Here is a 14,759-nt window from a genome sequence, read left to right as displayed (position 1 = left end):
TGCTTAGTGGCGCACCGACACGCCCTCGACGCTCAGCCCATTGCCACGCGAGGCGACGTAAAGCTCCAGCGCCTTGAACTCGGGCGAACCGGCCTTGAAGGTCTCCGCGCGGGTATCCCGCACGCAGCCGATGAAGCGCTGCTGCGCCGAAAGGATGCCCGCATCCTTCAGACGATAGACCGGAAAGCCATTGATCTGCCCCTGGCTCAGATGGTCGGCGCGGATCATCAGACCAGCCTGATCCTGATGGCAGTTCACACAGGCCATCTCCAGCTGCCCATAGCGGGTGTGGTAGATTTCCTTGCCCTTCTCCCAGAACGGCGCGGCAGCGCCATCAATCGCGACATTGACGATTTCGCCGCGCGACTGCATGGAAATCAGGGCCAGCATGTCCTTCATCGGGTCTTTGGTCAGACCCCAGGCTTCGAGCCCCATGCGTTCGGTCACGCAGCGGTTGATGTAATCTTCCATGATCATCAACTCACCCGTCGCCGCATCGACACGCGGAAGGACGGCGCGCAGGCCCTTCATGCTTTCCGGGCCTTCATGGCAGCCCGCGCAGCTTTCGCCCTTGGCCCCCATCGGCTTGTTCCAGGCATCCAGACCGCGATCCACGAAGACCATGCCCGGATTGTCGAAATCATCGCGCTGCAAGTCGCGGGTTTCGTCTTCGCGGTAGTGCCAGCCGGAATAGATCGTCGGCACTGCATCTTTCAAGAAATCGGGCGCTGCTGTTGTTGTCACCATTTCCAGCGGGCCGTCTTCCGTCTCCACGACCAGCTTGTCCTCGACAGGGTCAGCGGCGGCCATGCCCGTCAGGGCAAGGCCAAGGGCCGTTGCGGCCAGTCCCAGTTTCAAGGTGCGACGCATGGTTTTCCTCCCTCTACCTTGCGGCGCTCAGGCGACTGCGATGGGCTTCACGTCTTCATAGACGGAGCCATCATCATCATACCAGGTGAACTTGAACTCGCCCGCCGCGTCGACCTTGGCGTCGAATTCGAAATAGGGGTTGGTGGACACCGCCGGATCAATGGCCACATCCACGACGTTCACCCCGTTCAGATCGCAAGTGAACCGGTTGATGATCGACCGCGGGATCAGCTTGCCATCCGCATCCTTGCGCTGACCGGATTCCATCTTGTGGCTGATCAGGGCCTTGATCGTGACCACCTCGCCCGCCGCTGCCGACTTCGGCACTTTCACGCGGGGTTTTGCATCATCTGCCATAGTCTCTCTCCCTTTCCCTGATCTCAGCCGCCGCAGCCGCCGATGGTGACCTTCACGGTCGCCTGAGCCTGCACGATCGATCCGTCAGCCATCTTGGCCATGGCGACCACATCCTGCGTCTTGGCAAGGCGGATACGCGTTGCGGCGCGCTGGCTGCCAGCGCCCGGCCCGAAGGTGAAGGTCGCCACGGCAGGTTCGGGATTTCCGACTGCCAGCAGCAGGATCGCCACGGCGCCGGGTGCATCCACCTCGACCGGAACCGTATTGCCATTTTCGGCGATTTCCGGCGTGGTCAGGGTGATGCCGCCCGTTCCTGCCGCAGCGCCGCCCGTGAAGGCGGCCGTCAGTTCATCGACCGTGGCCGCCGTTGCCAGCCCCGGAAAGGCCGCCGCAGCAATCCCGCCGAAGCCGACCCAAAGGGCATTCCGTCTGGAAAGTTTCATCGTCATATCCTTGGCTCTCCTCTGGGCCGTCATTCCTTAAGGGTCATCAGAAAGGCCACGACATCCTCGATCTGCTGCGCCGTCAGGATGGGCGGCAGATCACCGTCGGGCGCCTTGCCTGTGTAGGCATTGCCTGGCCGGATAAAGCCTTCCGTCTTGTAGAAGGCGGGCATGAAGCTGTCTTCGAAGGTCATCTTTGCGTTGGCGACAATCCCGCGCAACTGCGCCTCGGTCCAGCGATCCGCAACCCCGTCCAGGGGCGGCGCGATGGTTCCAGGGAACTGTACATTCGCGATGGCCTCGACCTGATGGCAGGCGACGCAATTCCCGAGTGCGTTGGTGGTCATCACCTTCACCCCTTCTTCGGGGTTGCCCGGCGTGCCGGTCAGCGATGTTTCCACCGCACCTTCGACAAAGGCCACATCCTTGGGGGCCAATTCAGACAAAGCGGGCGTGGCAGCGGCACAAGCCACCACCGACGCCAGCCAAAGCCGGCGTGTCATTGCGATCCTCCCTGATCTTCCCTGCCGTTACGATAGCAACGGGATGCCGTCGCATGCAACAGAAATATATGTATCTGTGAATATTCCTATATAAATAGAAACTTCAATCGCTTGCAGCCGATTGTTCAAGTGCCATCTGCTCGGCCAGGAACTTCTGGAAATGCTCGCCCGACTCATATCGGCGGTCACGCACCCATGTCAGCAGCGCCGCAGTGGTCCCCTTGCCAAAGGCCCCCGGCATCATCGCGACCGCCGCATCGGCAGCCGTGGCCCCATCTGCCACAGTCTCGGGCAGAAAGATCAGCGTGGGCGTGAACATCACCCCCCACCTTGTGGCCATGTCTTTCTCACTCAGGACGGTGCCGTCGAAATCGGTCACCTCCACATCGCCGAAAAGGTTCATCTGCACGACGAAGTAGTGATCGCGGATCAACGCATCGATCTTTGGATCGGGAAAGACCTCTTCATGCATCTTGGTGCAATAGATGCAGCCCCGCTGTTCGACCGAGATCAGCAGCCGCTTGCCTTCGGCATTGGCTTCGGCCAGATCCTCGCGCAGGTCCTTGAAGGTCTCGCGCAGCCAATCCGGCTTGTGCAGACCGTCATCGCCCAGTTCCACCGCCATTGCGGGCAGTGCCATCAGCACCAGCGCCGCCATCATCCCTGCCCATCGCAGCATCGCCGTTTCTCCTCTTCGTCATGTCAAAGTGGCAGACCAGTCGAAATTGCGGATCATCCAATCCGCGATCAGGTTCACCGAATTGGTGGCGATCAAAAGACCGAAGACGATCAGCATCACCCCCATCGCCTTTTCGACGTGGCCCATCAGAACGCGGTGCCGCGCCACCCAACCCAGAAAGGGGCCCGCAAAGGCCGCAGCCAGAACGAAGGGCAGTGTCATCCCCAGGCCGTAAACCAGAAGCAGCGCCGCCCCTTGCCACAGATCGCCCATCCCGCTGGCCACCATCAGGATCGCCGCCAGCGCAGGGCCCACGCAGGGTGTCCAGCCAAAGCCGAAGGCCAGCCCCATGACATAGGCCCCGATCAGCGTGCGCGGCTTGGCCTCGGTCTGCACCCGTGCTTCGCGGTAGAACAGCGCAATGCGCAGGATGCCCAGGAAATGGAGCCCGAACAGGATCAACACACCGCCCGCGACCCAGGAAAGAATCTCGCGCCATTGCAGTAAAACCCGGCCAAGCGCCGTTGCCCCCATACCCAGAAGCACGAAGATCGAGGTGACCCCAAGCGCGAACGCGACCGCCTGTACCAGCAGCCGCCCACGCGCGCCGGGCGCAACAGTGCCACCGTCCCGCAATTCCCTGACCGATATCCCGGCCATATAGGACAAATAGAATGGCACCATCGGCAGGATGCAGGGCGACAGAAAGGACAAAAGCCCCGCAAGCGCGGCGCCGCTAAAGCTCACTTCCAGCATCGCTCCCTCCCCGAAGCGCTGCCTTGCCGGATCGGCAAAGATATATTAGCATATTATTATCTTTTGATAGGCGTCAACATGACCTTCCACCGTTTCGCCTTTGCCGCCGTGTTTGCCTGCCTTGCCCCGGTGGTGGCGCAAGCCTCCGATCTTGAACTGGTCATGATCGAACAGCCCGGCTGCACCTATTGTGCAAGGTGGGATGCCGAAATCGCGCCCGAATATCCGATAACGGACGAAGGCAAGGCCGCACCATTGCGTCGCCTGCAACTGCGCGCGCCCGTTCCCACAGACATCACACTGGACCGACCGCCCGCCTTCACGCCGACCTTCATCCTGCTGGCCGATGGGGTCGAACAGGACCGGATCGAAGGCTATCCGGGTGAAGATTTCTTCTGGCCGCTTTTGTCGGGCATGATCGCCGCCGCACGGGCGCAGTGACCGGGCGCGCACCATAATCCTCTGGCCCCCTTCGGGCCAAGTCATGTATAGGCTGCAGAAAAGGGGAACCGGGGACTGGATCAGGTGGTGACAGCAGTTGGCGCAGATATGACACCCCCCCCCCTTGCCCCTCTGGTGGCCGAGGCCGAAGCCGCTGCCAATTTCCTCAAGGCGCTTGGCCATGATGGCCGCCTGACCATTTTGTGCCATCTTCATTCCGGTCCGAAATCCGTCACGGAACTTGAAAACCTGCTGTCGGCACGTCAGGCTGTGGTCAGCCAGCAACTGGCTCGACTGCGCCTTGAAGGTCTGGTCAGCGCACGGCGCGAAGGTCAGGTGATCTATTATTCACTTCTCGACCCCAAGGTCGCAGAAACGATCGAACTGCTTTGCCGCCTTTTCGGCACCCCGGCACAAGATCGGGGATAGGGGCGGCCAACCCGCAGCCCGAGCTGCGGGAAACGGGAGGAAAGACGTCGGATGGAGACTGTTCCCATCGGAGTGCTGGCGGCCATCATCGGTCTGATCGGCGGCACAGTGCTGGGCCTTGCCGCGCGGCTGGGCGAATTCTGCACCCTTGGTGCGATTGAGACCGCGCTATACGGCGAAGATCAGCGCAGATTGCGGCTTTGGGGCATCGTGCTGGCCGTGGCCATCCTTGGCACCCAGTTTGGGGCCATGGCAGGACTGATCAACCTGCGGGCAACGCTGTACCATGATCTGCAGTGGAGCCCGCTGGGATCAATCATCGGCGGGCTGGTCTTTGGCTATGGCATGGCGCTGGCTGGCAATTGCGGCTTTGGCGCATTGGTGCGGTTTGGCGGCGGAGATTTGCGATCCCTGGTCGTGGTGGTTGTCATGGGGATTTTTGGCTTCATCGCCCTGTCGGGGCCCCTTGCGCCCCTGAGGATCGCCCTGTTCCCCCAACCCGCTGCGGAAGGCCCGCAAGATATTCTGCACAGCGCCAGCCTGATCGGCCTGCCGCCGCTGGTTGTGGTAACAGCAATCTCCGTGGGCCTGCTGATTTGGGCGCTCGCCTATGCCCCGCTGCGCCATTCCCCCCGGATGATCCTGTGGGGGATTGCGGCGGGCCTTGCCGTGGTCTGGTGCTTTGCCGGAACCACCTGGCTGTCGGAGGTCAGCCTTGGCGCGATCACCGTGGAAGGGCCGTCCTTCACCGCGCCCGTTGGCCGCACGCTGATCTTCCTGATGACCTCCACAGCAGGCGGGATCACCTTTTCGGTCGGATCGGTGGTTGGCGTCATGGCCGGCGCGCTGATCGGGTCGATGATCCGGGGCCTGTTCCGCTGGGAGGCCTGCGAAGACCCGCGCGAACTTGGCCGACAGGTGGGCGGGGCCGTGCTGATGGGGATCGGCGGCGTTGTGGCCATGGGCTGTTCGGTCGGTCAGGGTCTGACCGGCTTTGCCACCCTTGCCTGGTCCGGACCGGTGACGCTGGCCGCCATCGGGATCGGGGCGGCCATAGGCCTGCGTCAGCTGATCTCGGGCTTTCAGCCGGATTGATTTCGGGGCATCGCAACGCGGAGCAACAACGAAAAAGGCGCCCCGCAGGGCGCCTTCTTCTTATTGATCCAAGAAGCTGCGCAGCTTGCGCGAGCGGCTGGGGTGTTTCAGCTTCCGCAACGCCTTGGCCTCGATCTGGCGGATACGTTCGCGAGTCACGCTGAATTGCTGGCCTACTTCTTCCAGCGTGTGATCGGTGTTCATGCCGATACCAAAGCGCATGCGCAGCACGCGCTCCTCGCGCGGGGTCAGGCTGGCCAGAACGCGGGTCGTGGTTTCCTTAAGGTTTTCCTGAATGGCGCTGTCCAGCGGCAGGATCGCGTTCTTGTCCTCGATGAAATCGCCCAGTTGGCTGTCTTCTTCGTCGCCAATCGGGGTTTCCAGCGAAATCGGTTCCTTGGCGATCTTCATCACCTTGCGGACCTTTTCCAGCGGCATCTGCAGCTTTTCGGCCAGTTCTTCCGGCGTGGGTTCGCGGCCGATTTCATGCAGCATTTGCCGACCGGTGCGCACCAGCTTGTTGATCGTTTCGATCATGTGCACCGGAATACGGATGGTGCGGGCCTGATCAGCAATCGAACGGGTGATCGCCTGCCGGATCCACCAGGTGGCATAAGTGCTGAACTTGTAGCCGCGGCGGTATTCGAACTTGTCCACCGCCTTCATCAGGCCGATATTGCCTTCCTGAATAAGATCAAGGAATTGCAGCCCGCGGTTGGTGTATTTCTTGGCGATCGAGATCACCAGACGCAGGTTGGCCTCGACCATTTCCTTCTTGGCCTGCCGCGCCTCTTTCTCGCCCTTCTGGACCTGGTTCACGATGCGGCGGAATTCGGTGATGTCCACGCCGACATATTGGCCGACCTGCGCCATTTCGGCACGCAACTCTTCCACCTTGTCGCGGGATTTCTCGATCAGCGCCTGCCAACCGCGCCCGGCCTTGGCCGCCATCCGGTCCAGCCAAGACGGATCAAGTTCGTAGCCCTGATATTCGTCGATGAATTCACGGCGGTTGATGCGCGCCGCATCGGCCAGCTTCACCATACCGGAGTTGATCGACATGATCTTGCGGTTGATGCCGTAAAGCTGGTCGATCAGCGCCTCGATCCGGTTGTTATGCAGGTGAAGTTCGTTCACCAGCAGCACGATTTCCGACCGCAGCTTCTGATAGGTGGCCTCTTCCTCGGTGGTGAAGCGGGCAACCGTGTTGTTCATCGCCGCATGCATGCGGCGATCCTGCATCTCGGCCAGCGTTTCATAATCCAGCGCGATACGTTCCAGCGTCTCCAGCACCTTGGGGCGCAGGGCGTTTTCCATCGCAGCCAGTGACATGCTGGAGGCGTCGTCGTCGTCGTCCTCTTCCTCGGCGCGGCTGATGGGGTTACCATCGGCGTCAAGTTCCGGTTCCGACGAGGCAGAGCGGCGCGGTGCGGCAGGGGCACCGGCGATATCCACCTCTTCCAGCCCACCCAGTTCATCGTCGCCATCAAGGCTGCGGCCGAACGTGGCTTCAAGGTCGATCACATCGCGCAGCAGGATGTCTTCGCTCAGCAATTCCTCGCGCCAGATCGTGATGGCCTGAAAGGTCAGCGGGCTTTCGCACAGGCCCGCGATCATTGTGTTGCGGCCAGCCTCGATGCGCTTGGCAATCGCGATTTCGCCTTCGCGCGACAGCAGTTCCACCGAACCCATCTCGCGCAGATACATGCGCACCGGATCGTCGGTGCGGTCCAGCGTCTCGGCTGCCCCCCCGGACAGCGCCACTTCGCGCGAGCCCGAGCCGGTCTCTACCAGTTCGCCGCCGGTTTCGGCCTCTTCCGCCTCTTCCCCATCGACGACATTGATGCCCATTTCGGACAGCATTGCCATCACGTCCTCGATCTGTTCGGACGAGGCATGTTCCGGCGGCAGCGCGGCGTTCAGCTGATCATAGGTGATATAGCCGCGTTCCCGCGCCTCGGCGATCATGCGTTTGACAGCAGCCTGGCTCATGTCGAGCGAGACATCAGCCTCCTGCTCCTCGGGCTTGCCGTCGTCGGTGTCTTTGACCATGGGAACTCCTCAGGGCCGAATCGGTCGGATGGATTACGAATCAATAGCGCGAATCACGGGAGGTGAAAGGGGCAGCGCGCGCGCCTTGCCCGATTTGCGCAACAACAGGGCGTCGGGGATCATTTTCGTGCCTTTCCCCCCCGGGTGAAATCAATATTGGCCCAGGTCTGGCGGGCATGGTCCAGCTCCTCTCGGTCCATCTCGACTCCGTTTTCCGCCAGAACGCCATCGGCGCGGGCGGCCTCGGGGCCCTTTTCGGCCTCGGCCACCGCACGGGCCGCCTGGGCCACGCGCCATGTCAGCCCTTCATCGGCCAGCGCCTCAATGTCCTCTGACGCTTCGCGCAATTCCTGCACGGCACCCCATTGGGCCTGCAGCTTGGCAAACTCCATTTCCAGACATTTGGCGGCACAGGCGTCATCGGGGCGGCGCAGATGCGGCTGCACCTGTATCTGGGGATGGGACATCAGCGTTTCAAGCACTGCGCCTGCCGCACGCAGCAGACGGGCGGGGCGGGTTTCCGGGTCGGCATCATGGGCATGGGTCAGAAGGGTCTGGCGCAGCGCTTCGTGATCGGGGTCGGTCAACTGCATCCGCTCCAGTTCGGTCTCGAACCGGTCGATATAGCCGGGATAGCGGCAGAGCGTTGCCAGAACGACAGCGATGCGCAGCGAAATGGTCACCGCATCATCTGATGCAGTGGCAAGCGCCGAGGCGCGGGTGGTGGCCACCGGCACGGGGGGCGCATTGCGCCCTTGCCAGCCGGGGCTGGATCGCGGGCCGGGCTGATCGCGCCTTGGCGGGCGACGGCCCGACCGGAACAGCGCCCAGCGAAGCTCTTTGATATCTTCGCCATAATGCTGGCGCAGGCCGGGATCGCGGATTTTCGTCAGGGCCGCGCGCAGCCGTTTGTCCAGCGCGGCCTTGCGCTCGGGGCTGTCAAACACCTGGCCTTCGGTTTCGCGCTGCCACAGCAGGTTGACCATGGGCTGCGCCCCGTCCAGCACCGCCTGCATGGCCGGTGCCCCCTGCGCCTTGATCAGATCATCGGGATCGAGCCCCTGCGGCAATACGGCAAAACGCAGGCCCTGCCCTGCCTCCAGCAGCGGCAACGCCAGATCGATCAGCCGCATTGCCGCCCTTTGGCCTGCCGCATCGCCATCCAGCGTGATCACTGGCTCGGGCGAAATGCGCCACATCAGCCGAAGCTGGTCTTCGGTGATCGCGGTGCCCAGCGGCGCAACGGCAGCCCGAAACCCCGCCTCGACCAGCGCGATCACATCCATATAGCCTTCGGCCACGACCAACGGCAGCCCCTTGCCCGCCGCCTCGCGCGCGGGGGCCAGGTTGAACAGGTTGCGGCCCTTGTCGAAAAGTTCGGTTTCCGGCCCGTTCAGATATTTGGCGCGGGCATTGGGGTCCAGCGATCGCCCCCCCAGACTGATGGCCCGGCCCCGCGCATCGCGAATGGGAAAGATGATCCGGCCGCGAAAGCGGTCATACAGGCTGCCATCCTCGCCCTTGGCGATCAGCCCGGTGGCCACCAACAGATCGGGCGGCACGCCCTTGGCCTTCAGCGCCGTCAGCAATGCCGTGCGGCTGTCCGGGGCCCAGCCGATGCCCCAGCGGTCTTGCGCTTCGGGCAGAAGGCGGCGCTTGCGGGAAAGATAATCGCGGGCGGGTTCGGCGGCACCGGTCTGCAACTGCAACCGAAAGAAGCGGATCGCCTCTTCCATCACCTCGGACAACTGGGTGCGGCGGTCGGCCTTCTGGGCGGCCTGCGGATCGCGGGCAGGCATCTGCATCCCTGCCTCGCGCGCCAGAATCTCCACCGCCTCCATGAACGAGACGTTTTCAAGTTCCTTCACAAAGGTCACCGCATCGCCTTTGGCATGGCAACCAAAGCAATAGTAGAACCCCTTGCGGTCATCGACGTGAAAACTGGCCGATTTTTCCTGATGAAACGGGCAAGGTGCCCACCAGTCGCCCTTGCCTTGGTTGGATTTGCGCATGTCCCACGTCACCTTCCGGCCGATGACGGCGGAAAGCGAGACGCGGTTGCGGAGTTCGTCAAGGAATCCGGGCGGCAGGGACATGGGGGATATATCGGCCTTTGGCGCCGGAAAGTCCAGCGGCGGGGCCGGGAAAGCGGGAGGCTTCAGCCCAGAAGCTCGCGGATCACCCGATGAAAGGCCCGTATGCCCAGCGGGATCAGATCATCGGGAAAATCGTAGTCCGGGGCATGCAGGGCGGGGCAGGCCTCACCTGCACCGAAATAGGCCATGCAGGCCCGCGCGCCAGCGCCGAAACGCCCGAAATCCTCAGATGCGCGCAGGGCCGGGCCGGGGATCAGCGGGATCACCTCTGCCGCGATGGCCCGGCGGAAAACCTCGGTTGCCTGGGGATCATTGGTGCAGGCCGCGAAATCATCGTGCCAGCTCTGGCTGAGCGCGAGACCTGCCTCGGCAGCGGCCCCTTGCGCCATGGCCAGCGCCTCGGCCTTCAGCGCGGCCATCCGGTCATCGGTCAGGCTGCGCAGCGTGGCCCAAAGTTCGGCCTGGCCGGGTGTGATGCCAAAGGCAGGCTCGCCCATGGTCAGATGGGTCAGCGTCACCAGCCGGAAATCCGGCCCCAGATCGCCCCCCGTACCCAACCCCATCAAACCGGGGATCAAGGTGGCCAGTGTCGCGGCAGGGCTGATCGCCTTGTGCGGTTCGGCGGCATGGGCGGTGCGGCCCTGAAACACCAGCTTCAACCCGACCGAGGCACAATTGGCCGGGCCCGGTTCAAGGATCACCCGGCCAAAGGGCAACCCCGGCAGATTATGCAGCGCAAAGGCCCAATCGGGCGCAATCTGCGCAAAGCGTGGATCGGCCAGAACGGCAGCCGCCCCTGATCCATCCTCTTCGGCGGGTTGAAACAACAGCACCACACGGCCCCGCGCCGGACGCTGCCGGTGTAAGAGGCGGGCCAGACCGCAGAGGATGGTGGTATGCCCGTCATGCCCGCACAGATGCGCGACGCCGGGCCGCTCCGAGACGTGTGCAATCGTGCCGGTCTCGATGATCGGCAGCGCATCAAGTTCCGCCCGGATCATCACCGTCGGACCAGGTTCCGCCCCGCCAAACACCAGCGCGACGCCATGCCCACCCAGCCCGGTCAGCACGGCATCGGGCCGGGTGCTTTCGGTAAAGGCCAGAACGGCGGCTGCAGTTTCGGCTTCGGCCCCCGACAGTTCCGGCTGCCGATGCAGGGAATGGCGAAAGGCCGCCAGGTCGGCCAGATCGGCATTGGTCAGCATAGGCGTCACATTTGCGCCCGGGCCGCCAGATGCAGCATCGCATGTTCGATTTCGGCCCAGGCCGTGCGCGCCATCGACCGGAACACCATGATTTCGAACGCATCCTCCAGCCGCATGAGGATGGAGTTCATATGGTTCAGCGGCGCACGGATGGCATGTCCGTGCGGAAAGGCCGCGGCGCGCAGGTCGATCGGATAGAGCCGCATCAGCGCCTCGGCCGCGCCCTCGCCTTCCAGCCGCAGGCAGGCCCAGCCAGCGGATTGATCGGTCAGGGCCGCCGCCGGGGTATCCAGCGCTGCATTGAACAGGAAGGCCTGATCGCGGCCCGTCCAGACAATGCGCATTTCCCCGTTGATGTGCATCCGGTTCGGTTCGGGAAAGGCCAGCCCCAGCGGCTTCAACGCCTTGGCCATCGCCCCCGCCTGCCCCGGAAAAGGGGCGACAGAAACCACGCGGTCCAGCACCAACTCGGACAGGGACAGCGCGCCATGGGTGACAGGCCAGATGTCAGACAGCGGGGATTTTGCAATGAGCTTAGGCACGGAGCTTCACCCCTTCCTTGTCATGGAACACCGGATCGCAGACCTCGGCTAGAAGATCGACCCCGCGCAGATGATCGACCACACGGATCGTCTGGCCATGGCGGGCGCGGCCGTCCTTCAAGAAGGCCAGCCCGATCGAACAGCCCAGCGTGGCGGAATGGCAGACCGACGTCACATAGCCCTGATCCTGTGCGCGTTCGACCTTGTCGCCGGGCACGAACAGATGCGCCCCTGCCGTCAGCGCGCCATCCGAAAGCGATTTCAACCCGACCAGTTGTTCGCGCTCCGGCCCGTTCAGGCCCGGGCGCTGGCTGGCAGCCTTGCCGATGCAATCCTTCTTGGCGCTGACCATCTTTTCCATGCCGATGTCAAAGGCGGTCGTGCGGCCATGGATTTCGGCATGGGTGATGAAGCCCTTTTCGATCCGCAGGACATTCAGCGCCTCCATCCCGTAAGGCCCGCCGCCCATGGTTTCGGCACGCGCCAGCAGATCGCGGAACAACGCCTCGCCGTGGCGGGCGGGAACCGCCAGTTCATACCCTTCCTCGCCCGAGAAGGAGATGCGGAACAGCCGCCCCTGCACGCCCTGCACCGTGACCGGGCCACAGCCCATGAAGGGCAGATCAGGGCCGTCATCCAACACGCTGGCCAACAAGGCACGCGCCTTGGGCCCCGCGACGGCAAATTGCGACCAGCTTTCGGTGACCGAAATGAAGCGCAGGTCCCAATCGGCGCAAAAGGCCTGATGCACGAAATCCAGATGGCGCATCACCAGCCCCGCCGCCGCCGTGGTGGTGGTCATCAGATAGTGATGTTCGCCCAGCCGCGCAGTGGTGCCGTCATCCAGCACCAGACCATCTTCGCGCAGCATCAGCCCATAGCGCACCCGACCCACGGGCAGGGTGGAGAAGGTGTTGGTATAGACGAAATCCAGGAACCGACCGGCATCCTTGCCCTGCAGGTCGATCTTGCCCAGGGTTGACACATCCGCCACGCCGACATGGTTGCGCACCATCTGCACTTCGCGGTCGCAGGATTGCTGCCAGGTGGTTTCTCCGGGGCGCGGGAAGTAGCTGGGCCGATACCACAGCCCCGCCTCGATCATCGGCGCCCCCCGTTCGACGCTGGCCTGATGCGAGGTCAGGAAACGCTGCGGCGCAAAGCCCGCGCCCCGGCCCCCTGCCCCCATCGCCGCGATGGAGACAGGCGTAAAGGGCGGGCGGAAGGTGGTGGTGCCGGTTTCGGCAATCCCACGCCCGGTGGAATCGGCCAGAACCGCCAGTGCCGCCACGTTGGAATTCTTACCCTGATCCGGCGCCATCCCCTGCGTGGTATAGCGTTTCATGTGTTCGACGCTGGAGTAATTCTCCTGCGCGGCCAGCTTCACATCCTTGACCGTGACATCATTGGCAAAATCGAGCCAGGCGCGGAACTTGTGCGGCACCTGCCACAGCGGCTCGATCGCATAAGGCGCATCTTCGGCCACGGGCAGCGTGATCCCCGGAGCCTTGCGCCCCAGGGCCTCCAGCGCCTCGCGCGCCGCGCGCTGCCCCGAGGCCAGACAGGCCGCCGTAGACATGATGCCCGCCGCCGCCCCGGCCGCCGCCAGACCCGGCACGGCATCGGGTTGCGGCACAAAGGCCGCCAGTGACTGGTTCCAGAGGGGCCGGCCATTCATGTGGCAGGTCAGGTGGACCTGCGGGTTCCAGCCCCCCGAAACGGCCAGGCAATCGGTTTCGATCACAGCCTCGCCACCGCCATGGCGGATGGTGATCTGGCGCAGCCCCTTGCGGCCCCGGCTGTCGATCACTGTCGCGCCGGTGTAGACCGGGCAATCTTCCACCGCGCTGGCATGGGCGCGGCTGTTGATGATGGCGGCCACCGTGACGCCGGCTGCGATCAGATCGCGGGCGGTGCGCCGCGCATCTTCGTTGTTGCAGAAGACGGTCACGCGCTTGCCCGGTGCCACGCCATAGCGGTTGAGATAGGTCCGCACCGCCGAAGCCAGCATGATGCCGGGCCGATCATTGTTTTCAAAGGCAATCGGGCGTTCCAGCGCGCCTGCGGCCAGAATGGCCCGCCGGGCCACGATGCGCCAGAAACACTCGCGTGGCAGATTCGGGCGCGGGGGCAGATGCAGGCTGACCCGCTCCAGCGCAGCATAGGTGCCGTGGTCATAGGCCCCGGTCACCGTCGTGCGCGCCATGATCCGCACATTGGGCAAGGCCTGCAATTCGGCCAGCACGGATGCCGCCCATTCGCCCCCTGCCCGACCATCGACTGTCAAGGTCTCGGACAGAAGCCGCCCGCCCGGCTGCGCGCTTTCATCCGCCAGAATGACATCTGCACCGCCACGCGCGGCCTCCAGCGCGGCCATCAGCCCGGCAGGCCCGGCCCCGATCACCAGAAGATCGCAAAACGCGAATGCTTGCTCGTATTCGCCGCCATCATGCTGGCGATCCAGGCTGCCCAGCCCCGCGGCGCGACGGATCAGCGGTTCATAGAGCCCCTCCCAGAACCGGCGCGGCCACATGAATGTCTTGTAATAGAACCCGGCCCCCAGCAGCGGGGCAGCCAGATCGTTCACCGCCAGCAGATCGAAATCCAGACTGGGGAAGCGGTTCTGGCTGCGGGCGGCCAGCCCCGGATAGAGCTCCTGCATCGTGGCGCGCACATTGGGCGTGTGGCTGTTGCCCTCAATCACTTCAACCAGCGCATTGGGCTCTTCCGACCCGGCGGTCAGGATCCCGCGCGGACGATGATACTTGAAGCTGCGCCCGACCAGCCGGACCCCATTGGCCAAAAGCGCCGAGGCCAGCGTATCCCCGGCGAAACCCACATAGTCATGCCCGTCAAAACGGAAACCCACCGGGGTGGACCGGTCGATGATGCCGCGCCCCTCGATCCTCATTTCGCACCGCCTTTCGGCGCGGCGACCAGATCGACGCGCAGGATGTCATGCGTCACGGTGTTGCGGGTGACGGCCAGCCACTGGGCACAGCCTGCCTCATGATACCACAGATCGCGGGTTTCCCCTGCCGGGTTGTCACGATTGTGCAGGTAATCGTCCCAAGCCGCGGCGGGCGCATCGGCAGCCGGGCGGCGCAGGAAATCATCGGCGCCATAGTAGTAGAATTCGCGCCGGTCGCGCGGGCCGCAAAGCGGGCAGGTCAGGCGCATGGGGCGGCCTCCTGGGCGGATGGATGGGAAGACAGGGGCTCTGCCCCTCGGCCTGCGGCCTCACCCCGGGATATTTGTGCCAAGCTAAATGGGGCGGTGCGGAACATCTGT

15 protein-coding genes are annotated in these 14,759 nt (G+C 63.7%); 3 read left to right on the top strand and 12 right to left on the bottom strand.

The annotated features are described in order from the left end of the window. Positions 1–3: 3 nt before the first annotated feature. From soxA to V6590_RS15200, 6 genes are all read right to left on the bottom strand, one after another. The gene (soxA, locus tag V6590_RS15225) at positions 4–870 is read right to left on the bottom strand and encodes a sulfur oxidation c-type cytochrome SoxA (protein WP_335424536.1); all 867 of its coding nucleotides are present in this window, start codon (positions 868–870) and stop codon (positions 4–6) included. A 27-nt stretch (positions 871–897) separates the two neighbouring features. After that, the gene (gene soxZ / locus V6590_RS15220) at positions 898–1,227 is read right to left on the bottom strand and encodes a thiosulfate oxidation carrier complex protein SoxZ (protein ID WP_335424535.1); all 330 of its coding nucleotides are present in this window, start codon (positions 1,225–1,227) and stop codon (positions 898–900) included. A 23-nt stretch (positions 1,228–1,250) separates the two neighbouring features. Then, positions 1,251–1,670, bottom strand: a complete 420-nt coding sequence (gene soxY, locus V6590_RS15215) for a thiosulfate oxidation carrier protein SoxY (RefSeq protein WP_335424534.1) — start codon at positions 1,668–1,670, stop codon at positions 1,251–1,253. A gap of 29 nt (positions 1,671–1,699) precedes the next feature. Next, complete coding sequence (soxX, locus tag V6590_RS15210) at positions 1,700–2,173, bottom strand: sulfur oxidation c-type cytochrome SoxX (RefSeq protein WP_335424533.1); 474 nt, start codon at positions 2,171–2,173, stop codon at positions 1,700–1,702. A gap of 103 nt (positions 2,174–2,276) precedes the next feature. Then, a complete protein-coding gene (locus V6590_RS15205; RefSeq protein ID WP_335424532.1) occupies positions 2,277–2,852 on the bottom strand; it encodes a SoxW family protein in 576 nt (191 codons plus the stop codon). Between the two features lie 18 nt (positions 2,853–2,870). After that, positions 2,871–3,608, bottom strand: coding sequence for a cytochrome c biogenesis CcdA family protein (locus V6590_RS15200; RefSeq protein ID WP_335424531.1), 738 nt, complete (start codon positions 3,606–3,608; stop codon positions 2,871–2,873). Between the two features lie 78 nt (positions 3,609–3,686). On the opposite strand from V6590_RS15200, the gene V6590_RS15195 reads away from it, so the two are divergent. The 3 genes from V6590_RS15195 (at position 3,687) to V6590_RS15185 (ending at position 5,573) form a co-directional block, all read left to right on the top strand. After that, complete coding sequence (locus tag V6590_RS15195) at positions 3,687–4,049, top strand: thioredoxin domain-containing protein (RefSeq protein WP_335424530.1); 363 nt, start codon at positions 3,687–3,689, stop codon at positions 4,047–4,049. A gap of 108 nt (positions 4,050–4,157) precedes the next feature. After that, positions 4,158–4,478, top strand: a complete 321-nt coding sequence (locus tag V6590_RS15190; RefSeq protein ID WP_335424529.1) for an ArsR/SmtB family transcription factor — start codon at positions 4,158–4,160, stop codon at positions 4,476–4,478. A 51-nt stretch (positions 4,479–4,529) separates the two neighbouring features. Next, positions 4,530–5,573: a YeeE/YedE family protein gene (locus V6590_RS15185; RefSeq protein WP_335424528.1), complete on the top strand. Its 1,044-nt coding sequence runs from the start codon at positions 4,530–4,532 to the stop codon at positions 5,571–5,573. Positions 5,574–5,633: 60 nt separating this feature from the next. Here V6590_RS15185 and rpoD read toward each other — a convergent pair whose 3' ends face one another. From rpoD to V6590_RS15155, 6 genes are all read right to left on the bottom strand, one after another. Then, a complete protein-coding gene (gene rpoD, locus V6590_RS15180) occupies positions 5,634–7,625 on the bottom strand; it encodes an RNA polymerase sigma factor RpoD (protein ID WP_335424527.1) in 1,992 nt (663 codons plus the stop codon). Positions 7,626–7,744: 119 nt separating this feature from the next. Continuing rightward, positions 7,745–9,721 (bottom strand): DNA primase, encoded by a 1,977-nt coding sequence (gene dnaG / locus V6590_RS15175; RefSeq protein ID WP_335424526.1) that lies wholly within the window; start codon positions 9,719–9,721, stop codon positions 7,745–7,747. 62 nt (positions 9,722–9,783) lie between these two features. Then, a complete protein-coding gene (locus V6590_RS15170) occupies positions 9,784–10,926 on the bottom strand; it encodes an amidohydrolase (protein WP_335424525.1) in 1,143 nt (380 codons plus the stop codon). Positions 10,927–10,931: 5 nt separating this feature from the next. Then, positions 10,932–11,468 (bottom strand): sarcosine oxidase subunit gamma, encoded by a 537-nt coding sequence (locus tag V6590_RS15165; RefSeq protein ID WP_335424524.1) that lies wholly within the window; start codon positions 11,466–11,468, stop codon positions 10,932–10,934. Beyond that, on the bottom strand, positions 11,461–14,379 hold the full coding sequence (locus V6590_RS15160) for a sarcosine oxidase subunit alpha family protein (RefSeq protein ID WP_335424523.1): 2,919 nt from the start codon (positions 14,377–14,379) through the stop codon (positions 11,461–11,463). Before V6590_RS15160 ends, V6590_RS15165 begins: the two co-directional genes overlap by 8 nt. Continuing rightward, positions 14,376–14,648, bottom strand: coding sequence for a sarcosine oxidase subunit delta (locus tag V6590_RS15155; protein ID WP_335424522.1), 273 nt, complete (start codon positions 14,646–14,648; stop codon positions 14,376–14,378). Before V6590_RS15155 ends, V6590_RS15160 begins: the two co-directional genes overlap by 4 nt. Positions 14,649–14,759: the final 111 nt, after the last annotated feature.

It is taken from the genome of Gemmobacter denitrificans, assembly GCF_036964905.1.
Classification (GTDB): domain Bacteria; phylum Pseudomonadota; class Alphaproteobacteria; order Rhodobacterales; family Rhodobacteraceae; genus Gemmobacter; species Gemmobacter denitrificans.
The sequence above is the reverse complement of the archived record's forward strand: the minus strand, read 5'-3'. Positions and strand labels throughout refer to the sequence as shown.

What these genes read in the sequence shown, in the direction of transcription:
- soxA (WP_335424536.1), bottom strand. Translation starts at nt 870, where the DNA reads ATGCGTCGCACCTTGAAACTGGGACTGGCCGCAACGGCCCTTGGCCTT.
- soxZ (WP_335424535.1), bottom strand. Translation starts at nt 1,227, where the DNA reads ATGGCAGATGATGCAAAACCCCGCGTGAAAGTGCCGAAGTCGGCAGCG.
- soxY (WP_335424534.1), bottom strand. Translation starts at nt 1,670, where the DNA reads ATGAAACTTTCCAGACGGAATGCCCTTTGGGTCGGCTTCGGCGGGATT.
- soxX (WP_335424533.1), bottom strand. Translation starts at nt 2,173, where the DNA reads ATGACACGCCGGCTTTGGCTGGCGTCGGTGGTGGCTTGTGCCGCTGCC.
- V6590_RS15205 (WP_335424532.1), bottom strand. Translation starts at nt 2,852, where the DNA reads ATGCTGCGATGGGCAGGGATGATGGCGGCGCTGGTGCTGATGGCACTG.
- V6590_RS15200 (WP_335424531.1), bottom strand. Translation starts at nt 3,608, where the DNA reads ATGCTGGAAGTGAGCTTTAGCGGCGCCGCGCTTGCGGGGCTTTTGTCC.
- V6590_RS15195 (WP_335424530.1), top strand. Translation starts at nt 3,687, where the DNA reads ATGACCTTCCACCGTTTCGCCTTTGCCGCCGTGTTTGCCTGCCTTGCC.
- V6590_RS15190 (WP_335424529.1), top strand. Translation starts at nt 4,158, where the DNA reads ATGACACCCCCCCCCCTTGCCCCTCTGGTGGCCGAGGCCGAAGCCGCT.
- V6590_RS15185 (WP_335424528.1), top strand. Translation starts at nt 4,530, where the DNA reads ATGGAGACTGTTCCCATCGGAGTGCTGGCGGCCATCATCGGTCTGATC.
- rpoD (WP_335424527.1), bottom strand. Translation starts at nt 7,625, where the DNA reads ATGGTCAAAGACACCGACGACGGCAAGCCCGAGGAGCAGGAGGCTGAT.
- dnaG (WP_335424526.1), bottom strand. Translation starts at nt 9,721, where the DNA reads ATGTCCCTGCCGCCCGGATTCCTTGACGAACTCCGCAACCGCGTCTCG.
- V6590_RS15170 (WP_335424525.1), bottom strand. Translation starts at nt 10,926, where the DNA reads ATGCTGACCAATGCCGATCTGGCCGACCTGGCGGCCTTTCGCCATTCC.
- V6590_RS15160 (WP_335424523.1), bottom strand. Translation starts at nt 14,379, where the DNA reads ATGAGGATCGAGGGGCGCGGCATCATCGACCGGTCCACCCCGGTGGGT.
- V6590_RS15155 (WP_335424522.1), bottom strand. Translation starts at nt 14,648, where the DNA reads ATGCGCCTGACCTGCCCGCTTTGCGGCCCGCGCGACCGGCGCGAATTC.